The organism is Stenotrophomonas sp. SMYL41, from assembly GCF_036319965.1.
Taxonomy (GTDB): domain Bacteria; phylum Pseudomonadota; class Gammaproteobacteria; order Xanthomonadales; family Xanthomonadaceae; genus Stenotrophomonas; species Stenotrophomonas maltophilia_R.
Map to the genome: position 1 here is coordinate 191,737 of NZ_JAWIRX010000004.1, position 19,782 is coordinate 211,518.

The window sequence follows — 19,782 nt, forward strand, 5'->3', positions numbered from 1 at the left end:
CACCCACCAACCTCACGCCAGCAGCCGTTCCACCAGCCGCTGGTACAGCCCTGGCAACGCCTCCAGATCGTCCACGCGCACGTTCTCGTCCACCTGGTGGATGCTGGCGTTGACCGGCCCCACTTCGATGCACTGCGCGCCCAACGGCGCGATGAAGCGTGCATCGGACGTGCCGCCGCCGGTGCTTTCTTCCGGCGCACGGCCGATGTGCTCGGCCAGCACCGCACGCGCGGTGGCGCGCAACGTGCCTTCCGGGGTGTAGAACGGCTCGCCGCTGCGATGCCACTTCAGCGTGTACTGCAGGCCATGCCGATCCAGCAGCGCGGTGATCTCCGCTTCCAGCTTCGGTGCATCCCAGTGCGGGTTGTAGCGGATGTTGAAATCCACCTCCAGCTCGCCGGGAATCACATTGTTGGCACCGGTGCCGCCATGGATGTTGGAGATCTGCAGGCTGGTCGGCGGGAAACTCTCGTAGCCGTCATCCCAGCGCCGTGCGCTCAGCTCGGCCAAGGCTGGCGCCGCCTGGTGGATCGGGTTGCGTGCCTTCTCCGGATACGCCACGTGGCCCTGCACGCCCTGCACGCGCAGCTTGGCCGACAGGCTGCCACGGCGACCTACGCGCAGCAGGTCACCCAGCGTCGCGGTCGACGACGGCTCGCCGGTGATGCACCAGTCGATGCGCTGGCCGCGCTCGGCGAACAGCCGTGCGACGTGGCGCACGCCATCGATGGCATCGCCCTCCTCGTCGCTGGTCAGCAGCACCGCCAGCGTGCCGGGGTGATCGGGATGTGCGGCGACGAACTGCTCGGCGGCCACCACGAACGCCGCTACGCTGCCCTTCATGTCGGCGGTACCACGGCCGTACAGCACGCCATCACGGATCTGCGGCGCGAACGGGTCGCTGGTCCAGGCCTCGCGCGGGCCCGCCGGCACCACGTCGGTATGGCCCAGCAACACCAGTACCGGCGCGCCCTGGCCGTGGGTCGCCCACAGGTTGTCGACCTCACCCAGCCGCAGGTGGTCGCACTGGAACCCGGCCTGCTGCAGGCGGGCTGCCAGCAGCGCCTGGCAACCGGCATCCTCCGGCGTCACCGAGGGCCGTGCGATCAGCTCGCAGGTCAGGTCCAGGACCGCGCTCATGCGTCACCCACGCCGAAACGGGCCTTGAAGCCGTTGTCACTGAAACCCTGGCTGACCGTGCCGTCGGCGGTAACCACCAGCGGGCGCTTGATCAGTTGCGGGTACTCGCGCAGCAGCAGCTTCCATTCGGCCTCGGAGTCGGCGGCCTTGCGGTTGTCCGGCAGCTGCCGCCAGGTGGTGGAGGACTTGTTGACCATCGCGGCCAGGCCACCCAGCTGCGCCGCCCACGCCAGCAGCGTTTCCGGGCTGGGCGTGTTGTCGCGGTAGTCGACGAAGGTGTACGGCACGTCGAAGCGGTCCAGCCACTTGGTCGCCTTCTTGCAGGTATCGCAGTTCTTCAAACCGTAGACAGTGGTGCTCATGGCCATCTGTGATGCTGGAAAACAGACAGCCAGAATCTCACAACAGGCGCTCTGACACGACCCGGAACGGAACCGCTGGCAGGCGGAACGCCAGTCCATCGGCCAGGTTCACGCCCATCGCCTGCAACCGCGGGCAATGCAGCTCGCCTTCCAGCTGCAGCGGTTGCAGCTGCGCGATGTCCACCGGCAGCGCGATGCGGGTGCTGGCCCAGCGCTGGTCGCAGGTACGGGCGATGGCCTCGTCCTGGCAGGTCAGGAAGCGCAGCAGGGTTTGATGGCCGCCGAAGGAAGCCGTCCACGCCCCCGCGTCCCAGCCTGCAGCAGCCTGCCACTGCAGGTGAAGTGCTGGCGCACTGCCCTGCCCGCCCTCGATCCGCGTATAGCCACTGCCTTCGGCATCCAGCACATGCGCGAAGCGCACAGGCAGGTGTGGCTGCATGGCATCGCTGAAGGCGCGCGCGCCGGCGACGAAGGCCAGCTGGTCCATCACGTTGCGATCGAACAGCACCACCGGCGTCCCGTCCGGATCGTCGTCACGACGCAGGTACCAGCGCCAGTTGCTCTGCCTGGGAGACGGCATCAGGGAGCGCAGCAGCCCCGCCAGCGCGGGCCCGAAGTGCCCGTGCTGGTAGCTGAGGATGGTGTAAGGCGTGCGTCCGGCATGGACCACGTAATGATGGCCCGGTGGTGGCGTCGGCGCGTGGCGCACGTCGACCCACCAGCTCACGTAGACCACGTCCACCACATCGCTGACCAGCCCCGGCATCGGCCAGCGCCGCAACAACCCGCGGCGCAACCGGGTCCAGCGCGGAGCGTGCAGCAGGCGCGGCAGCATCCGACCGAGCACGGTGCCGGACGGATGCTGGTAGATCGCGGACTGCGCCAGATCCGCCGGTGCCGCCATCTTCAGTCGGCCAGGCCGCGCAGCAGGTCGTTGACGCTGGTCTTGCTGCGGGTCTTGGCATCGACCTGCTTGACGATCACCGCGCAATACAACGAGTGGGTGCCGTCCTTGCTCGGCAGCGAGCCGGACACCACCACGCTGTACGGCGGGATGTAGCCGTAGGTGATCTCGCCGGTGGCACGGTTGTAGATGCGGGTGCTCTGGCTGAGGAACACGCCCATGCCGATCACGCTGTGGTGGCCGACCACCACGCCCTCCACCACTTCGGAGCGCGCGCCGATGAAGCAGTGGTCCTCGATGATGGTCGGGCTGGCCTGCAGCGGTTCCAGCACGCCGCCGATGCCGGCGCCGCCGGACAGGTGGCAGTGCTGGCCGATCTGCGCGCAGGAACCGACGGTGGCCCAGGTGTCGACCATGGTACCTTCGCCGACGTAGGCGCCGATGTTGGTGAAGCTCGGCATCAGCACCACGTCCTTGCCGAAGTAGGTACCGCGGCGGGCGATCGCGCCCGGCACCACGCGCACGCCGCCACGACGGAACTTCGCTTCGTCATAGCCTGCGAAGCGCGACTCGACCTTGTCCCAGAACGGCGCCGGACGGGCGTCGACCACCGCCATGTCATTGACGCGGAAGTACAGCAGCACCGCCTTCTTCAGCCACTCGTTGACCTTCCAGCCGCCTTGGCCATCCGGCTCGGCGACGCGGAACTCACCACTCTCCAGGCCATCGATCACGCGATTGACCAGCGGCTTGGTCGAGCCTTCCAGCTCGTGCAGGGTCAAGGTGGCACGGCGCTCGAAGGCGCTCTCGATGCCGAACTTCAGCTCTTCCACGCCCGGTGCCGACGGCTTGCGCAGCGATTTGCGCGCGATGGTTTCGGCGCGGACCGCTTCGGCGCTCCTGGCCGGCGCCGGCTTCTTCACAGCACGCTTCACTGCAGCCGTTTTCTTCGCCGGGGCCTTCACTGCAGCGGCCTTCTTCGGCGCAGGGGTCTTCTTCGCGGCCGGTGCGGCGGCAGCAGGTTTCCGGGCCGCTGCGCTCTTCGGGGTCGCGGCGGTCTTCTTGGCGGGCTTGGTGGCCATCAGGCGGGGTCTCCGGCGTTTCGATCAGGGTCCAGGCAGGCCAGCATCGCGTCATGCAGCTGCTGCCGGGCAGGTTCAGTCAGGGGGAGGTCGTGTTCGTCACTGATCACGAAGGTGTCTTCGGCGCGTTCGCCGAACGTGGCAATGCGCGCATCATGCACGCGCAGGCCCTGGTTGCGCAGCACGAACGCCACGTCGGCCAGCAGGCCGGGGCGGTCGGGTGCGACCAGGGCGAATCGGGTTGCGCCCGGCTCATCGCGGAACTCGATGCGCGGGGCGAAGCGGAAGTGCCGCAGCTGCCGCGGCACCACCCGGCGTGACGGCCGCAGGCGCGACAGGTCACCGCTGAGTGCCTCGCGCAGGGCCGTTTCCAGGTTGGCGCTGCTGCCGTCGGCGAAGGTGTCGGCCGGGTTCACCTCGAAGGTATCGAAGATGGTGTCGGCCGGACCGTCCAGCACGCGTGCGCGATGGATGCCGTAGCCCTTGCGGTCCAAGGTCATCACGATCGCGGCGAACAGGCCGTCGCGGTCGGGCGAATGCACGAACACTTCCAGCGCCGGGTCGTCGACGCTGATCCGGCGTACCTTCACCAGCGCCTGGCCCTGCTTCACCGGTACCAGTGCGGCGGCCTGCCAGGCCAGCTGCTCCGGGCGCAGGCGGATGAAGCCCTCATCAGGCATCACCGCGAACTGACGGTCGATGGTGGCATCGTCGTAGCCCTGCTCGCGCACCAGCGCGCGTACGCTGTCACGCGCCTCGGCCACGCGCTCGGCAGCCGGTACCGGGTGCTCCAGGCCCTCGCGCAGCGCGCGCCGGGTGGCGAAGTACAGATCGGCCAGCAGTCGATCCTTCCAGGCATTCCACAGTTTCGGGCTGGTGCCGGCGATATCGGCACAGGTCAGCAGGTACAGGTAGTCCAGGCGGTCGCGGCTGCCGACCAGGGTGGCGAAGCGATGGATCACCACCGGATCGGCGATGTCCTGCTTCTGCGCGGTCACCGACATGCGCAGGTGCTGTTCGACCAGCCATGCCACCAGCTCGGTATCGGTGCCACTGAGCGCATGCGCCTGGCAGAACGCACGCGCGTCCACCGCCCCCAGCTCCGAGTGATCGCCACCACGGCCCTTGGCGATGTCATGGAACAGGCCGGCCAGCAGCAGCAGCTCCGGCTTGCGCAGGCGCGGCCACACTTCGTGCGCGATCGAAAAGCGTTCGTCGGCGCGGCTGCTGGCAAACTGGCCGATGTTGCGCAGGACCATCAGCGTGTGCTGGTCGACCGTGTAGACATGGAACAGGTCGAACTGCATGCGCCCGCTGACCTGGGCGAAGGCGGGAATCCACTGGCCAAGCACGCCCAGCCGCGCCATGCGCGAAAGCGTATCAACCGGACGCTGGCCGCGCAGCAGGCCCAGGAACTGCTCGCGCGCATCGGTGTCGGCCTGGTCATGGGCCGGCAGCAGCGGCAGCGACTCGGCCAGCGCACGCGCGGTCAGCGAGTGCAGGCCGCGCACCTGCGGGTTGTTGGCCCAACTGGAAAACAGTGCAAACACCTGGCCGATGTCGCCACGCGGCCAGTCGGCCTCGTTGGCAGCCAGGTAGCCACGGCGCAGGGAAAAACCCACGGTCAACGGTTCCGGCTGGGCCTCGCCATCGAACTGTTCCTCGAAGCGCTGCAGCAGGCGGTCGCTGATCCGGCGCACCACCAGCGCGGCGCGGTAGAAGCCCTGCATCATTTTCTCGACGCCGAGGTTCTCGGCATCGTCTTCGAAGCCCAGGCGCGCGGCCAGGGTCTTCTGGTAATCGAAACGCAGGCGCTCTTCCGGACGACGCGCGACCAGATGCAGGCCGAAGCGCAACCGCGCCAGCACTGCACGTTCGCGCTTCAACGCCGCAGCTTCGTCAGCGCCCAGATGGCCCAGCCCGACCAGTGCATCCAGGTCGCGCACGCCAAATGCACGCAGCGCCATCCAGCCCAGCGTATTGAGATCGCGCAGGCCGCCCGGGCCATCCTTCAGGTCCGGCTCCAGGTTGTCGGCGGTATCGCCAAAGCGCTGGTGGCGGTTGCGCATCTCTTCCAGTTTGGCCAGGAAAAAGGTGCGCGCCGGCCACAGCTCACGGTCGTCGATGGCCTCGCGCAGCGCGCGGCGCGCGGCATCATCGGCCAGGATCGGGCGCGCCTCGATCAGTGCGGTCAGCACGGTCTGGTCAGCCGCCGCCTCGCGGCACTGCGGTGCCGAACGCACCGCATGGCTGACCGCCAGCCCACAGTCCCACAGCAGTGCGAACAGGCGTGCCAGTGCCGCCTCATGAGCCAGCTGCGCCGGCGGATCGCCGAACACCAGCAGGTCGATGTCAGAACACGGGAACAGTTCGCCGCGGCCATAGCCACCGACCGCGAACAGCGACAGGCCGCTGTCGGCCGGCAGGCAGCGCTGCCACGCCAAGCGGATCAGGTGGTCGGCGGCGCGCGCGCGCAGCGCCAGCAGGCGCTCGATGTTGTCGCCCTGGTCGAAGCGGCGATACAGGCGCGCGTCGGCCTGCTGCAGCGCCTGGCGCGCGGCAGCAGCCCAGTCCGGGTCGTTCAGCGACGCGGCCGGCGTGTCCAGCAGCGAACTCGCCGGCAGCATCTTCAGGAGACCTGCGACTCGCCTGGCGACAGGGTCAGCACGTCCACGCCGGTCTCGGTGACCGCGATCATGTGCTCCCACTGCGCCGACAGCTTGCGGTCCTTGGTCACCACGGTCCAGCCATCCGGCAGCACCTTGTTGTAGCGGGTGCCCTCGTTGATCATCGGCTCGATGGTGAAGGTCATGCCCGGCTGCAGCACCAGGCCCTGGCCCGGGCGGCCGTAGTGCACTACCTGCGGCTCGTCGTGGTAGACCTTGCCGATGCCGTGGCCGCAGTACTCGCGCACCACGCTGAAACGCTCGCCTTCGGCATAGCTCTGGATGGCATGGCCGATGTCGCCCAGGGTGGCGCCCGGGCGCACCGCGCGGATGCCGCGCCACATGGCCTCGTAGGTGGTTTCCACCAGGCGGCGTGCCATCACCGACGGGGTGCCGACGAAGTACATCCGGCTGGTATCGCCATGCCAGCCGTCCTTGATGACGGTGACGTCGATGTTGATGATGTCGCCATCCTTGAGCACCTTCCCTTCGCTGGGGATGCCGTGGCAGATGACATTGTTGACCGAGGTGCACACGGTCTTGGGGAAGCCGCGGTAGCCGACGTTGGCCGGAATGGCGCCCTGCACGTTCACGATGTGGTCGTGGCAGATGCGGTCCAGTTCCTCGGTGGTGACACCGGGCTTGACGTGGGGGGTGACGATGTCGAGCACTTCGCTGGCCAGGCGGCCGGCGATACGCATCATCTCGATTTCCTGCGGGGTTTTCAGATTCACGCTCATGGCACCCATTATCGCCGATCCGGCCGCAATCTGAACGAACGCCACCCAACTGGCGTTGCGGGCCATGCGCGCTTCCGGCAAGGAAAGTGAAAGCGTGATGACCTCCACCCTTTAGATTCCCTCTTTCTCACGAAATACAGACACTTGCGCTGCCTAAGCTGGGGTCACCGACGTAAATGCGGCGCTGAATGCGCTGTCTTCGCTCTGTTCAACGGACCTTCGGGTCAGGGAGGTTGTCCATGCGATCCGCCGTTCGTTCCCCGCTGGCCTGGGCCCTGGCCCTGCTGGTGGCAGGCCCCGCCTCCGCCGCCGATACCGTCACCTTCAACGTGCTGCTGACCATCAACAAGGCCTGCACGATCACCGCGGCATCGGCCACCAACGTCAACTTCGGCAATGCCGATTCCAGCTCGACCACGCCGCTGAACGCGCAGGGCACGGTCACCGCGCAGTGCAGCGTCACCACGCCCTACACCATCGCGCTCAATGCCGGCCTCAACCCGGCCACGGCCGGCGACGTCACCACCCGGCGCATGCGCAATACCGATTCGGCGGTGACCGCCAACAACTTCGTCGGCTACCAGCTCTACCAGGACTCCGGACACAACACGGTCTGGGGCGCGACCACCGGCACCAACACGGTGGCCGGCACCGGCACCGGCGCCAACCAGGTCTACCAGGTCTACGGGCAGGTGGCCAACCCCAGCGTCAACAACGCCGCACCCGGTTCCTACCAGGACACCATCACCGCCACCATCACCTACTGAGGGCGTGCCGATGCCACTGCCCCCTGTGCGCCGGTTGCTGCGGCTGGCGTTGAGCGCGTTCGCGTTGCTGCCGGCCGTCTGCCTGGCCGCCAGCCTGCAGGTTTCGCCGACCCAGTTCGAGCTGCGCCCCGGCCAGAACGCCGAGGCGCTGTGGATCAGCAACAGCGGTACCGAGCCGGTGCAGGTGCAGGTCCGCATCTACCGCTGGCAACAGGTCGACGGCCGCGACCAGCTGGAACCCAGCGATGCGCTGCTGCCCAGCCCCCCGATGCAGTCGCTGGCCGCCGGCCAGCGCCAGCTGATACGACTGGTCCGTACCGACCCGGGCCCAGCGGCCGGGCAGCAGGCGTTCCGGGTGATCGTCGATGAGATACCGGCCTACGACCCGGCACGGCAGGGCATGCAGTTCGTGCTGCGCTACTCGATTCCCCTGTTCGTGCAGCCCGAAGGCGATGCACCGGCGCCGCAGCTGCAGGCGCGGCTGCTCGCGGCAGATGCCGGCCCGGCCACGCTGGAAGTGCACAACCGTGGCAACGGCCAGGCCCAGATTGCCGACCTCGCCGTAGCCATCGGCGGGCGCAGCACCCCCCTGCTGCCGGGTCTGGTCGGCTATGTGCTGCCCGGGCAGACCATGCGCTGGACCCTGCCGCAGGCGCCGGCAGGCCTGGCCAGCGGCACCTTCAGCGCGAGGATCAATGGTGGGTCGCAGCTTACGCCCCTGCCTGCAACGCCGCCGGCTCGCTGAGGCCTGCGTGCTGGCCTGCTGCACCGGCCTGGCTTCCGTCTCCGCGCACGCGGCCAGCCGTGCCCTGAGCGCGCCGGGCGCCGATATCGCCGCCGAGGCATCGCTGCCGGCGCCGACCCCGCTGACCGCGCCGCAGGCACTGTACCTGGACACCACGCTGAACCAGGCGCGGCGTGGCCTGCTGCTGTTCCATGAACTGGCCGGGCGTCTGCAGGCGCCGGCGGCGACCCTGCGCCAGCTCGGCTTCCCGGTGCAGGGCGACGCGCCGGTCTACCTGGACCAGATCGCGCAGCTGGTGGTGCACTACGACGCCAGCCTGCAGGTCCTGGATCTGCAGGTGCCGCTGCAGCAGCTGCAGCTGCCGGTCACGCAGCTGGGCAGGACCGCGGAAGCCGACGCCGTCGCCCAGGCATCGCCCGGCATGGCGCTCAACTACGACCTCTACGCCAGCCACAGCAACGGCCTGGGCAATGTCAGCCTCAACAGTGACCTGCGCGTGTTCGGCTTCGGCAACGGCAGCCTGCGCAACACGGCGATGATGCGCAGCTACCAGCTGCCCGGCGAAGGCTGGCGGCAGGAGTCGGTACGGCTGGACACCAGCTGGCGGCTGGACCTGCCCGATCAGGCCCTGAGCCTGACCGTGGGCGACTTCTACAGTGGCTTCCTGGAGTGGACGCGCCCGGCGCGCATGGCCGGCGTGCAGATCGGCCGCAACTATGGCCTGCAACCCTACCGTGTCCTGACACCGACGCCGGCCTTCCTTGGCGAAGCGGTGGTGCCGTCCAGCGTGGAGCTGTACATCGACGGCCTGCGCCAGTACAGCGGCCAGGTCCCGGTGGGGCCGTTCCAGCTGGCGGCGCAACCCGGCATCAGCGGCACCGGCAGCGCCCAGGTCGTGGTCACCGATGCCTTCGGCCGCATGCAGACCCTGGATTTCGCCTTCTACGGCACCCAGCAGCTGCTCGCCGCAGGCCTGTCGGACTGGTCGGCCGGCGTTGGCCGCCTGCGCCGTGACTATGGCATCCGCTCGTTCCGCTATGACACCGATACCGTGGCCAGCGCCACCCTGCGCCGCGGCGTGAGCAACCGCTTCACCGCCGAGGCCCACGCCGAAGGTGGCGGCGGAATCGTCAATGCCGGCCTCGGTGGCGCCTGGCTGCTCGGTCAGGCCGGCGTGCTCAGTGCCAACTGGAGCGAAAGCCGCGACGGACCGCGCAGCGGGCGCCAGTACGGGCTGGGCTACAACTGGAACAACCGCCGCTTCAACGTCAATCTCGCCAGCCGCCGCACCCACGGCGACTACCGCGACCTCGGCAGCCTGCAGGACAGCGTGCCGCCACGGATCAGCGAGCAGGCCTCGTTCGGCGTCGACCTGCAGCAGCTGGGGTCGTTCAGCATCAGCTACCTGCGCCTGGACCAGCCGCAGCCGCTGCTCGACGCCCCACAACCGGCGCCGCCGCAGGCACTGCCGTTCAGCCGCAGCCGCTACCTCAGCCTGTTCTGGTCGCGCGCCTTCGGCCGCTGGAACGCCTACCTGTCTGCCACCCAGGACATCGACCGGCGCCGCAATCGCAGCGTCTACCTGTCGCTGGGCACCCGCCTGGGCGAAGACCGCCAGGCCAGCGTATCGGCCCAGCGCAATGGCGACCGCCACTACGCCAGCGCCGAGGTGATGCGGCCGGTGCCCGGCGACGGCGGCCGCGGCGGCCCGGGCTGGCGGCTGCAGGCCCGCGATGATGGTGGCGGACTGGCCGAAATCGGCGCGCTGGGCACCCATGGCCGCTACTCGGCCGGCGTCTCCCGCGACAGTGGCCAGACCTTCGCCTATGCCAATGCCAGCGGCAGCCTGGTCTGGATGGCCGGCAGCGTGTTCGCCGCCCGCGAGGTCCCGGACGCGTTCGCAGTGGTGTCCACCGGGCGCCCCGGCGTGCCGGTCCTGCTTGAGAACCGGCCGATCGGCGTGACCGATGCCAAGGGCCTGCTGCTGGTCACCCCGCTGCTGTCGTGGCAGCGCAACCGCCTGACCATCGACACCCTGGGCCTGCCGGCCGACCTGCGCGCCGACCAGGTGGAGACCCTGGCCACGCCGCGCCAGGGCGCAGGCATGCGCGTGGACTTCACCCTGCGCCAGTCGCGCGGCGCGCTGGCCACCCTGCTCGACGCCCAGGGCCAGCCGCTGCCGCTGGGTGCCCGGGTGCAGGGCGACGGGGTGACGCCGACCGTGGTGGGCCACGATGGCCAGGCATGGCTGGAGTTCAGCGCCGATGCGGCCACGCTGCTCATCGACAGCGAACATGGCCGCTGCCGGGTGCAGGTACAACGGCCCGAGGCGGGCGTGCGTCGGCTTGCACCGGTGCGCTGCCTGCCGGAGCCGCAGCCATGACCCGCGTGCTCGGCCTGTTGCTGGCGCTGTGGCTGGGCAGCCTCGCACTGCCGGCCCAGGCTGCCACCAGCTGCTCGCTGACCAGCCCCACGCTGTCGTTCGGCCCGGTGTCCAACGGCCAGGTCGATACCACCACCACCTTCACCATCAACTGCACCACCGGTGCGGTCGCGCTGCTGGCCAATGTCCGGGTGACCTTCTGCGTGGGCCTGCCGGCCGGCACCGGCGGCACCACCATCACCCCCTCGCGCACGTTCGCCAATACCTTCGGCGACCGCCTCAACTATCAGATCTACAGCAATTCCACCCGTACCACCGTGATTGGCAGCAGCAGCGCCAGCAGCCCCGCGTGGGCCATGTACCAGATGCAGTACTCGGTTCCCGCGCTGGGCGGCTCCGGCACCGGCACGGTCACCCTGTATGGCCGCTACCCCGCCAACCAGGTGCTGTCGGCCGGCACCTTCACCAGCACCCTGGCCGCCACCTTCCAGTACGCCTACAACGAGCCGGTGCTGGGCACCCCGGCCTACCCGGCCAACTGCACGACCGCCCCGCCCGCCGTGACCGGCAATTCCGGCCTGGTCACGGCGACGATGTCGGTGGTTGCCAACGCCACGGTCAACCCGGCCTGTGGCACCTATGTGACTGCACCGATGGATTTCGGCATCAGCACCGGCGCGGTGACGGCCAACATCGACCGCACCGCCGTGTTCAGCCTGACCTGCGTCAACCGCAGCCCCTTCCAGGTGGGACTGAACAACGGCAGCAATGCCGATGGCAGCGGCAACCGGCGCATGCGCATCGGCAGCACCGGCGCTACCGTCCCGTACGAGCTGTACCAGGACGCCGCGCGCACCGTGCGCTGGGGCAACGTGCTCAACACCAGCACCGTGCCCGGCACCGGCACCGGATCGGCGCAGACCCTGACCATCTACGGACGGGTCGCCCCCACCAGCGCAACGCTCACGCCGCCCGGCGCCTACACCGACACCGTCACGGTCACCATCACCTACTGAGCGGCCGGCCTGCGCCCTGGCGTGCTTCAGATCGGACCGCAGCGGCCGATACCGCCAGCGTCTCCTTCCACCGGCCCATGATGCACCTGCGTTCCCTCCTCGCGCTGGCCTGCGCCGCGTCATCGTGCATCGCATCCGCGCAGGCGGCCGATGCGCCCGCGCAGGCTGGCCTGGCCATCACCCTGCAGATCACCGACCCGCGCGCCGCGCCACCGCCCCAGCAACGCAGCGATGCCGCCGAAACGGTGCCGCCGCAGGTCCAGGCGTTGTCGCCGGCACTGTCGGCGGACGAGGCCGCACAGCGCACGGTGACGGTGACCTACTGATGCTGCGCCGGCTCTGTCTCGCGCTCGCGCTGGCGGTGCCGGCGCACACCCTAGCGGCGCTGGAACTGTCCAGCACCCGGCTGCGGCTGCCGGCCACCCAGGCCGATGGCGAGCTGTGGCTGCGCAATCCGGAGGCGGCGGCCTGGAGCGGCGAGGCGCGGCTGTACCGTTGGGAGCAGCAGGGCGCGGGTGAACGGTTGCTGCCCGCAGACGGGGTCGCGCTCAGCCCGGGCCGGCTGCAGATCGGCGCGGGGCAGCGGCAACGGCTGCGGGTGGTCCGGTTGCGTCCGGCGCCCGTCGCCACGCAGCAGGCCTACCGGCTGGTGATCAGCCCGACGCCCGGCCCGCAAGCCGCATCCGCCATCCGCTACTCGCTGCCGGTGTTCCTTGATCCGCCTGCACCGCTGGCCGCCGCCCTCCAGGTGAAACTGCAGGCGGAGGCCGGACAACCGCCCCGGTTGTGGCTCTACAATGCCGGCAATGGCCATGCGCAGCTGGCCGATCTGGTGTTCATCGATGCCGGGGGGCAGCGCCACCCGGTGATTGCCGGCCTGGCTGGTTACGTGCTGCCGGGCCGGCAGCGCCTGTGGCCCTTGCCGGCGCGGGCCGGAGGCTACGCCGACGGCCATTTCCAGGCCCGCCTGCAGGACGGCCGCGTGGTCGAACTGACCGCGCCGGACCCGGCAATTGCAGCGAGTGCTCGCAGCGGGCTATAATCGACCGGATTCCTGCTGCCTGCGTGCGCGGGAACCCGTCCACACCGGACGTCACCGGTGAATCCACACCTGCTGCCCCCATCCGTGCCGGGGTGCTCCGCAAGGAGTTCGGCCACGGAGGCAACAGGGAAGCCCAACCCCGGAACCGATCGCGTTTCCACGCGTCCCGCATACCTAATCCCGCGGGCGGAATCGCTGGTTCCATATCAGGAGTATTGCAATGCCCCAGGTCACCATGCGTCAGATGCTGGAAGCCGGCGTCCACTTCGGCCACCAGACCCGCTACTGGAACCCGAAGATGGCTCCGTACATCTTCGGCGCCCGCGGCAAGATCCACATCATCAACCTGGAAAAGACCGTCCCGCTGTTCAACGACGCGATGAACTTCATCTCGTCGGTTGCCCAGAAGCGCGGCACCGTCCTGTTCCTGGGCACCAAGCGCAGCGCCCGCGAAACCATCAAGGAAGAAGCCGAGCGTTGCGGCATGCCGTTCATGAACCAGCGTTGGCTGGGCGGCACCCTGACCAACTTCCGCACCGTCAAGCAGTCGGTTGCCCGCCTGAAGGAACTGGAAGCCGGTGAAACCGACGGCACCTTCGAGAAGCTGGTCAAGCACGAAGTGCTGGGCCTGCGTCGCGAGCGCGACAAGCTGGAAGCCTCGCTGGGCGGCATCAAGGACATGAACCGCCTGCCGGACGCCATCTTCGTGATCGACATCGGCCACGAAGACATCGCGATCAAGGAAGCCAAGAAGCTGGGCATCCCGGTCATCGCCGTGGTCGACACCAACTACAACCCGGAACTGGTGGACTACGCCATCCCGGGCAACGACGACGCCATCCGCGCTGTGCAGCTGTACGCCCGCGCCGCTGCCGACGCCGTGCTGGAAGGCAAGGCTGCTGCTCCGCACGCCGCTTCGGTGCGCGAGGAAGAGTTCGCTGAAGCCGCTGCTGAAGGCGAAGAGAAGCCGGCCCGCCGCGCTCCGGCCAAGAAGGCTGCCAAGAAGGGCGACGACGCCCAGGCCTGATCCAGGCCCCGGGGTGGACGCCCGGCGTCCACCCTCCCTGCGCGCAGCCCTTGGCGCGTGACAGGACCGTGTCACACGGGCCGGCCACCATGCCGGCCCAACCCCTTTCTTTCGTGAGGTAATCCCGTGGAAATCACTGCTTCCCTGGTCAAGGAACTGCGCGAGCGCACCGGCGCCGGCATGATGGAGTGCAAGAAGGCTCTCACCGAAGCCAACGGCGACATCGACGCTGCTGCTGAAGCCATGCGCAAGTCCGGCGCTGCCAAGGCCGACAAGAAGGCTGACCGTGTGGCCGCTGAAGGCCGCGTGGGCCTGGCCCAGGACGGCGGCAAGGCCGTGCTGATCGAGATCAACTCGGAAACCGACTTCGTTGCCAACGACGTCAACTTCAAGACCTTCGTCGACGCCGTCGCCGCTGCCGCCCTGGCATCGGGCGCCACCGACGTCGAAGCCGTGAAGGCCGCGAAGCTGGCCGACGGCCGTACCGTCGAGGAAGCCCGCGCCACCGCCGTGCAGACCCTGGGTGAGAACATCCAGATCCGCCGCATGGTGAAGGTCGACACCACCGGCAACATCGGTGCCTACGTCCACACCAACGGCAAGGTTGGCGTGCTGGTCGACCTGATCGGCGGCGACGTCGAACTGGCCCGCGGCCTGGCGATGCACGTGGCTGCGCTGAAGCCGCCGCACAACAAGGCGGCCGACGTGCCGGCCGAGTACATCGCCAAGGAAAAGGAAATCGAGCTGGCCAAGATGTCCGACAAGGACAAGGCCAAGCCGGCTGAAATCCTGGAAAAGATCATGGCTGGCAAGATCAACAAGATCGTCAGCGACGTGACCCTGTACGGCCAGACCTACGTGCTGGGCGACACCAGCGTCGAGCAGGTCGTCAAGGCCGCTGGCGCCGATGTGGCAGGCTTCAAGCTGCTGGTCGTCGGCGAAGGCATCGAGAAGGTGGTGGAAGACTACGCCGCCGAAGTTGCCAAGGCGATGCAGGTCTGATTCCAGCCCCCGGCTGTGAAGCGACCAGAAGGAGCCGCGGGAAACCGCGGCTCTTTTTTTATGCCGGTGGGCCTGTGGGTGCGCACCGTGGGTGCGCACAGCGTCCGTTGGTGCGCACAGCGACACCCAGGCGCTTTGCGTTGCGCGCGAATCAAGCCGATACTCGGCGCAGGGAATCCACAGTCACCTAGCAGGAACGAAAATCGCGGACTGTGATGCATTCCTAGGTATTCTTGTCCCAATGGAATTGAACGACCCGACATGCCTCCCGAGCTGACAGCTGCCCTGGCGCTCTGCCGCAACCTGCCTTCGCCACCCGGTATTGCCCTGCGCATCATCGAACTGGCCCAGGACCCGGAAGCGGACATCGCCACCGCCGCCGACATCATCGCCATCGACATGGCGCTGAGCGCTCGCATGCTGCGCATCGCCAATTCGCCGCTGTACGCCAGCCGCCGCCGCATCGAGAACCTCGGCCAGGCGCTGACCATGCTGGGCCTGAACGCCACGATCAGCCTCGCCCTCGGCTTCACCGTCACCCAGGGCCTGACCGGCGGCGCCGGCGCCGACCAGGACCTGCGCCAGCGCGCGTGGAAGCGCAGCATCCTCAGCGCCCTGGCCGCCAGCCAGCTGGGCCAGGCGCGCGGCCTGCGCCGGCTGGAGGAACTGATGCTGGCCGGCCTGCTGCAGGACCTGGGCGTGCTGTGCCTGGCCCAGGCCGAGTCGGAACGCTACCTGCCGCTGTTGCGCGAGGCACGCGACAACATCGACCTGGTCGCCCGCGAGCGCGAAGAACTGGGCTGCAGCCACGCCGAGGTCGGCGCATGGGTGGCCGAGCAATGGGGCCTGCCGCGCTACCTGGTCGAGAGCATCAGCCACAGCGAGGACGAGGACACCGCCGAATCGCCGTTCCAGGCCTGCGTGCAGCTGTCCGGCGCCGTGGCCGACATCTGGCTGGATGCCGACGCCGATGCCGCGCGCGAGCGCGCCCTGCAGCAGGTGCACGACCGCCTGGAACTGGACAGCGCGCGCTTCGACCAGGTACTGGCCCGCATCAGCGAGGCCCTGCCGGACATCGCCAGCCTGTTCGATGCCGGCCTCAATTCACCATCGCGGGTGCGCGAGCTGATCGATCACGCGCAGGAGCTGGCCACCCTGCGCAACCTGCGCGAACTGCAGGATGCCGACCAGGCACGCCGCCGCGCCGACGAGTTCGAAGCGCGCGCCAAGCGCCTCGCCGACCAGGCCCATCGCGACGCGTTGACCGGCGTGCTCAACCGACGCCAGCTGGAAGCGGTGCTGGAGCAGGAATTCCTGCGCGCCGGCCGCCAGGGCTGGCCGCTGTCGGTGGCCTTCATCGACCTGGATGACTTCAAGAAGATCAACGATGCCCACGGCCACCTGACCGGCGACGAGGTGCTGCGCGCCTTCGCCGGCAAGCTGCAGGGACAGCTGCGCAACAGCGACACCGTCGCCCGTTTCGGCGGCGAGGAATTCGTCGCGCTACTGCCCAATACCAGTGAATCGGTGGCCCTGGACGTGATCCGCCGGGTGCTGGCCAACATCGTCGCCACGCCGATGGCCGAACTGGAAGGCGGGCCGCTGTTCGTCACCTTCTCCGCAGGCGTGGCCACCCAAGGCGGCTACGAGCGCTTCGCCGACGTACAGGACCTGCTGCGTGCGGCCGACGATGTGCTCTACCGCTCCAAGAACCTGGGCCGCAACCGGGTGATCGCCCGCTCACCGGGTGCCCTCGGCCACGACGAGCTGTCGGCCACCGCCAGCGCCGAGCTGGGCTGAACGGGACGCCCGTTGACCCGGGCGAACCGCCGGATTCTGCGCCGCAGTGCACAAAACACTTTGGCACGACGCCGCATGCGCGTAGAATCGCCCGCGATTTCCACGCACCCGAGGTCCCCATGTCCAAGCTCGCCTATCGCCGCATCCTTCTGAAACTGTCCGGGGAGGCGCTGATGGGAGACGAGGACTACGGCATCGACCCGAAAGTCATCAATCGCCTGGCCCGTGAAGTCATCGAAGCCCAGCAGGCCGGTGCCGAAGTGGCGCTGGTGATCGGTGGCGGCAACATCTTCCGCGGCGCCGGCCTGGCCGCTGGCGGCATGGACCGGGTCACCGGCGACCAGATGGGCATGCTGGCCACGGTCATCAACGCCCTGGCCATGCAGGACGCCCTGGAGAAGCTGGGCGCCAAGGCGCGCGTGATGAGCGCGATCAAGATCAACGACGTGTGCGAGGACTACATCCGCCGCCGCGCCATCCGCCACCTGGAAAAGGGCCGCTTGGTGATCTTCGCTGCCGGCGTCGGCAGCCCGTTCTTCACCACCGATTCCGGCGCCGCCCTGCGCGCGATCGAGATCGGCGCCGACCTGCTGCTGAAGGCCACCAAGGTCGATGGCGTGTACGACAAGGACCCGAACAAGCACAGCGATGCGGTCCGCTTCGACAGCCTGAGCTACGACGAAGTGATCCGCCGCGGCCTGGAAGTGATGGACACCGCGGCCTTCGCACTGGCCCGCGACAGCGACCTGCCGATGCGCGTGTTCGACATGGGCCAGCCCGGCGAACTGCTGAAGATCCTCAACGGCGCGAACATCGGCACCCTGGTCCAGGGCCGCGACCCGGCCTGAGGCTGAGCGCAAAGCGACGTCCGGGCCGATTCAGGCCCGGCAGCGTCCCGTATTCGCCTATAATCGCCCGATTCCAGATACATCCAGGACCGGGCGATGCTCAACGACATCAAGAACAACGCGCAGACGCGCATGGCCAAGAGCATCGACGCTCTGAAGCACACCCTCACTTCCATCCGGACCGGGCGTGCCACGCCGGCCCTGCTGGACCGCGTGACGGTCAGTGCCTATGGCAACGCCAGCACCCCGCTGAACCAGGTTGCGTCGATCTCCAACGCCGACGCGCACTCGCTGCTGGTCACCCCGTTCGACAAGAGCATGATCAAGGAGATCGAAAAGGGTCTCTACAACGCCGAGTTCACCCCGAACACCCTCGGCACCGCGATCCGCATCAACATGCCGCCGCCGACCGAAGAGCGCCGCAAGGAGCTGGCCAAGCAGGTGCAGAAGGAAGGTGAAGGCGCCAAGATCGCGATCCGCAACATCCGTCAGGACGCGAACAAGGAAATCGCCAAGCTGGTCAAGGACAAGGCGATCAGCGAAGACGAAAAGAAGCGCGGCGAAGACGACATCCAGAAGCTGACCGACGCCAACATCAAGGACGTCGACAAGGTCGTTGCCGACAAGGAAAAAGAACTGCTTTCGGTCTGAAGTCGATGCCTTCAGCCCCGCCTCCGTTGCCGGCCGCCCTGCCCCGCCACATTGCCATCATCATGGACGGCAATGGGCGCTGGGCACAGCAGCGCCGTCGCCCGCGCGTGATCGGCCACCGTGCCGGCGCGCGCGCGGTCAACCGCACCATCGAGCGCTGCCTTGAACTGGGCATTCCAGCGCTGACCCTGTTCGCCTTCTCCAGCGAGAACTGGGGCCGGCCGCAGGAGGAAGTGGATGCGTTGATGAAGCTCTTCCTCGGCGCGCTCGACCGCGAAGTGGACGAGCTGCACCGGCGCGGCGTGCGCGTGCGCTTCATCGGCGAACGCGAGCGCTTCGGCGCCGGGCTGGTCAGCCGCATGCAGCTGGCCGAGCAGCGCACCGCCGACAACACCACCCTGACCCTGTCGATCGCCGCCAGCTATGGCGGCCGCCAGGACATTGCCCGCGCCGCGCGCGCCCTGGCCGCCGAGGTGGCAGCCGGTCGCCTGTTGCCCGAGCAGATCGACGAATCGCTGCTGGGCAGCCAGGTGGCCCTGGCCGACCTGCCGCCGCCGGATCTGTTCATCCGCACCGGCGGCGACACCCGCATCAGCAACTTCCTGCTGTGGCAGCTGGCCTATACCGAGCTGTGGTTCACCGAGGCCCTGTGGCCGGACTTCGATGCCGGGCAGCTGCAGCAGGCGCTGGACGCCTATGCCGGCCGCGAACGTCGTTTCGGCCTGACCAGCGCCCAGATCGCCGCACTGGCCACCGAGACTTCCAGCCCATGACCAAGACCCGAGTCCTTGCCGCGCTGATCATGGCGCCGGTTGCCATTGCTGCGATCCTGCTGCTGCCCACGCAATGGCTGGCCGCCGCCGCCGCCGCGGTGCTGCTGATCGGCCTGTGGGAATGGCTGAAGCTGGCCGGTATCGAAGACACCCTGGCGCGCACCGTGCTGCTGGTGCTGAACCTGCTGCTGATGGTGCTGCTGGTCTGGGCCGATGGCAGTACGTTGGTGCTGTTCCAGATAACCACCCTGGCCGGCGTTGCCTGGTGGCTGGCCGCACTGGTCTGGCTGCGTTTCTTCAACTTCGGCGCACAACCGTCGGCGCCCTCGCGGATCCTGAAGATGCTGGCCGGTACCCTGGCCATCGTCCCGGCCTGGGCCGCACTGGTACTGATCCATGCCGGTGGCGATCCGCCGGGCAGGCAGGGCCACCTGTGGCTGCTGGCTGCGCTGGCACTGGTGTGGGCGGCCGACTCGGGCGCCTATTTCGCCGGCCGCCATTTCGGCAAGCACAAGCTGGCCCCGCGGATCAGCCCCAACAAGACCTGGGAAGGCCTGTTCGGCGGCCTGCTGGCCGGTGTCGCGGTGGCCCTCGGCCTGGGCTGGCTGGCCGGTCTCGATACCGCACACCTGCCGGGGTTGCTGATCACCGCGGTGGTGGCCGTGTTCGCCTCGGTGCTGGGCGACCTGTTCGAGAGCCTGATCAAGCGCCACGCCGGCGCCAAGGACTCGGGCCACCTGATCCCGGGCCATGGCGGTGTGCTCGACCGGGTCGACGGCGTCCTGGCCGCCGTACCGGTGTTCGCGCTGGGCAAGGAAATCTTCGGGTTCTGAC

Annotated in this window: 19 protein-coding genes; 13 read left to right on the forward strand and 6 right to left on the reverse strand. The window is 68.5% G+C overall.

The genetic code is table 11. The features are described 5' to 3' along the window. Nucleotides 1–12: 12 nt before the first annotated feature. From dapE to map, 6 genes are read right to left on the reverse strand one after another with little or no spacing between them, the layout of a single operon-like run. Nucleotides 13–1,140 carry a succinyl-diaminopimelate desuccinylase gene (gene dapE, locus V3B30_RS06745; RefSeq protein WP_262084497.1) on the reverse strand — a complete coding sequence of 376 codons (1,128 nt, stop codon included), beginning with the start codon at nucleotides 1,138–1,140 and terminating at the stop codon, nucleotides 13–15. Then, nucleotides 1,137–1,508 carry an arsenate reductase gene (locus V3B30_RS06750; RefSeq protein ID WP_262084498.1) on the reverse strand — a complete coding sequence of 124 codons (372 nt, stop codon included), beginning with the start codon at nucleotides 1,506–1,508 and terminating at the stop codon, nucleotides 1,137–1,139. The genes dapE and V3B30_RS06750 overlap by 4 nt, the downstream gene beginning before the upstream one ends. 31 nt (nucleotides 1,509–1,539) lie before the next feature. Next, a complete protein-coding gene (locus tag V3B30_RS06755) occupies nucleotides 1,540–2,406 on the reverse strand; it encodes a hypothetical protein (RefSeq protein ID WP_262084499.1) in 867 nt (288 codons plus the stop codon). A 2-nt stretch (nucleotides 2,407–2,408) separates the two neighbouring features. Beyond that, nucleotides 2,409–3,488: a 2,3,4,5-tetrahydropyridine-2,6-dicarboxylate N-succinyltransferase gene (gene dapD, locus V3B30_RS06760; protein ID WP_100471767.1), complete on the reverse strand. Its 1,080-nt coding sequence runs from the start codon at nucleotides 3,486–3,488 to the stop codon at nucleotides 2,409–2,411. Then, a complete protein-coding gene (locus V3B30_RS06765; protein ID WP_262084500.1) occupies nucleotides 3,488–6,115 on the reverse strand; it encodes a [protein-PII] uridylyltransferase in 2,628 nt (875 codons plus the stop codon). The genes dapD and V3B30_RS06765 overlap by 1 nt, the downstream gene beginning before the upstream one ends. 2 nt (nucleotides 6,116–6,117) lie before the next feature. Continuing rightward, nucleotides 6,118–6,960 (reverse strand): type I methionyl aminopeptidase, encoded by an 843-nt coding sequence (gene map, locus V3B30_RS06770; RefSeq protein WP_087922002.1) that lies wholly within the window; start codon nucleotides 6,958–6,960, stop codon nucleotides 6,118–6,120. Between the two features lie 173 nt (nucleotides 6,961–7,133). Between map and V3B30_RS06775 the strand changes: the two genes are divergently transcribed. The 13 genes from V3B30_RS06775 (at nucleotide 7,134) to V3B30_RS06835 (ending at nucleotide 19,781) form a co-directional block, all read left to right on the forward strand. Next, nucleotides 7,134–7,661, forward strand: coding sequence for a spore coat U domain-containing protein (locus V3B30_RS06775; RefSeq protein WP_100471765.1), 528 nt, complete (start codon nucleotides 7,134–7,136; stop codon nucleotides 7,659–7,661). A 10-nt stretch (nucleotides 7,662–7,671) separates the two neighbouring features. Beyond that, nucleotides 7,672–8,406, forward strand: coding sequence for a molecular chaperone (locus V3B30_RS06780; RefSeq protein WP_262084501.1), 735 nt, complete (start codon nucleotides 7,672–7,674; stop codon nucleotides 8,404–8,406). Beyond that, nucleotides 8,357–10,789 (forward strand): fimbria/pilus outer membrane usher protein, encoded by a 2,433-nt coding sequence (locus V3B30_RS06785; RefSeq protein WP_262084502.1) that lies wholly within the window; start codon nucleotides 8,357–8,359, stop codon nucleotides 10,787–10,789. Before V3B30_RS06780 ends, V3B30_RS06785 begins: the two co-directional genes overlap by 50 nt. Next, complete coding sequence (locus V3B30_RS06790; protein WP_262084503.1) at nucleotides 10,786–11,805, forward strand: spore coat U domain-containing protein; 1,020 nt, start codon at nucleotides 10,786–10,788, stop codon at nucleotides 11,803–11,805. The genes V3B30_RS06785 and V3B30_RS06790 overlap by 4 nt, the downstream gene beginning before the upstream one ends. 80 nt (nucleotides 11,806–11,885) lie before the next feature. After that, the gene (locus tag V3B30_RS06795; protein WP_262226468.1) at nucleotides 11,886–12,131 is read left to right on the forward strand and encodes a hypothetical protein; all 246 of its coding nucleotides are present in this window, start codon (nucleotides 11,886–11,888) and stop codon (nucleotides 12,129–12,131) included. Then, nucleotides 12,131–12,847, forward strand: a complete 717-nt coding sequence (locus tag V3B30_RS06800; protein WP_262084504.1) for a fimbria/pilus periplasmic chaperone — start codon at nucleotides 12,131–12,133, stop codon at nucleotides 12,845–12,847. The genes V3B30_RS06795 and V3B30_RS06800 overlap by 1 nt, the downstream gene beginning before the upstream one ends. A gap of 220 nt (nucleotides 12,848–13,067) precedes the next feature. Further along, nucleotides 13,068–13,874 (forward strand): 30S ribosomal protein S2, encoded by an 807-nt coding sequence (gene rpsB, locus V3B30_RS06805; protein ID WP_005408748.1) that lies wholly within the window; start codon nucleotides 13,068–13,070, stop codon nucleotides 13,872–13,874. A gap of 126 nt (nucleotides 13,875–14,000) precedes the next feature. Then, complete coding sequence (gene tsf, locus V3B30_RS06810) at nucleotides 14,001–14,876, forward strand: translation elongation factor Ts (protein ID WP_100471759.1); 876 nt, start codon at nucleotides 14,001–14,003, stop codon at nucleotides 14,874–14,876. 261 nt (nucleotides 14,877–15,137) lie between these two features. Continuing rightward, nucleotides 15,138–16,676, forward strand: coding sequence for a GGDEF domain-containing protein (locus V3B30_RS06815; RefSeq protein ID WP_262084505.1), 1,539 nt, complete (start codon nucleotides 15,138–15,140; stop codon nucleotides 16,674–16,676). Between the two features lie 119 nt (nucleotides 16,677–16,795). Beyond that, complete coding sequence (gene pyrH / locus V3B30_RS06820) at nucleotides 16,796–17,524, forward strand: UMP kinase (RefSeq protein ID WP_014646500.1); 729 nt, start codon at nucleotides 16,796–16,798, stop codon at nucleotides 17,522–17,524. 96 nt (nucleotides 17,525–17,620) lie between these two features. Next, on the forward strand, nucleotides 17,621–18,175 hold the full coding sequence (gene frr / locus V3B30_RS06825; protein ID WP_014036506.1) for a ribosome recycling factor: 555 nt from the start codon (nucleotides 17,621–17,623) through the stop codon (nucleotides 18,173–18,175). A 5-nt stretch (nucleotides 18,176–18,180) separates the two neighbouring features. Beyond that, nucleotides 18,181–18,948 carry a polyprenyl diphosphate synthase gene (gene uppS, locus V3B30_RS06830; RefSeq protein ID WP_100471757.1) on the forward strand — a complete coding sequence of 256 codons (768 nt, stop codon included), beginning with the start codon at nucleotides 18,181–18,183 and terminating at the stop codon, nucleotides 18,946–18,948. Then, the gene (locus V3B30_RS06835; protein ID WP_100471756.1) at nucleotides 18,945–19,781 is read left to right on the forward strand and encodes a phosphatidate cytidylyltransferase; all 837 of its coding nucleotides are present in this window, start codon (nucleotides 18,945–18,947) and stop codon (nucleotides 19,779–19,781) included. Before uppS ends, V3B30_RS06835 begins: the two co-directional genes overlap by 4 nt. Nucleotide 19,782: the final 1 nt, after the last annotated feature.

Bases quoted from the DNA above. Each gene is read 5' to 3' on its own strand.
- dapE (WP_262084497.1), bottom strand. From the start codon at position 1,140: ATGAGCGCGGTCCTGGACCTGACCTGCGAGCTGATCGCACGGCCCTCG.
- V3B30_RS06750 (WP_262084498.1), bottom strand. From the start codon at position 1,508: ATGGCCATGAGCACCACTGTCTACGGTTTGAAGAACTGCGATACCTGC.
- V3B30_RS06755 (WP_262084499.1), bottom strand. From the start codon at position 2,406: ATGGCGGCACCGGCGGATCTGGCGCAGTCCGCGATCTACCAGCATCCG.
- dapD (WP_100471767.1), bottom strand. From the start codon at position 3,488: ATGGCCACCAAGCCCGCCAAGAAGACCGCCGCGACCCCGAAGAGCGCA.
- V3B30_RS06765 (WP_262084500.1), bottom strand. From the start codon at position 6,115: ATGCTGCCGGCGAGTTCGCTGCTGGACACGCCGGCCGCGTCGCTGAAC.
- map (WP_087922002.1), bottom strand. From the start codon at position 6,960: ATGGCCCGCAACGCCAGTTGGGTGGCGTTCGTTCAGATTGCGGCCGGA.
- V3B30_RS06775 (WP_100471765.1), top strand. From the start codon at position 7,134: ATGCGATCCGCCGTTCGTTCCCCGCTGGCCTGGGCCCTGGCCCTGCTG.
- V3B30_RS06780 (WP_262084501.1), top strand. From the start codon at position 7,672: ATGCCACTGCCCCCTGTGCGCCGGTTGCTGCGGCTGGCGTTGAGCGCG.
- V3B30_RS06785 (WP_262084502.1), top strand. From the start codon at position 8,357: ATGGTGGGTCGCAGCTTACGCCCCTGCCTGCAACGCCGCCGGCTCGCT.
- V3B30_RS06790 (WP_262084503.1), top strand. From the start codon at position 10,786: ATGACCCGCGTGCTCGGCCTGTTGCTGGCGCTGTGGCTGGGCAGCCTC.
- V3B30_RS06795 (WP_262226468.1), top strand. From the start codon at position 11,886: ATGCACCTGCGTTCCCTCCTCGCGCTGGCCTGCGCCGCGTCATCGTGC.
- V3B30_RS06800 (WP_262084504.1), top strand. From the start codon at position 12,131: ATGCTGCGCCGGCTCTGTCTCGCGCTCGCGCTGGCGGTGCCGGCGCAC.
- rpsB (WP_005408748.1), top strand. From the start codon at position 13,068: ATGCCCCAGGTCACCATGCGTCAGATGCTGGAAGCCGGCGTCCACTTC.
- V3B30_RS06815 (WP_262084505.1), top strand. From the start codon at position 15,138: ATGCCTCCCGAGCTGACAGCTGCCCTGGCGCTCTGCCGCAACCTGCCT.
- pyrH (WP_014646500.1), top strand. From the start codon at position 16,796: ATGTCCAAGCTCGCCTATCGCCGCATCCTTCTGAAACTGTCCGGGGAG.
- frr (WP_014036506.1), top strand. From the start codon at position 17,621: ATGCTCAACGACATCAAGAACAACGCGCAGACGCGCATGGCCAAGAGC.
- uppS (WP_100471757.1), top strand. From the start codon at position 18,181: ATGCCTTCAGCCCCGCCTCCGTTGCCGGCCGCCCTGCCCCGCCACATT.
- V3B30_RS06835 (WP_100471756.1), top strand. From the start codon at position 18,945: ATGACCAAGACCCGAGTCCTTGCCGCGCTGATCATGGCGCCGGTTGCC.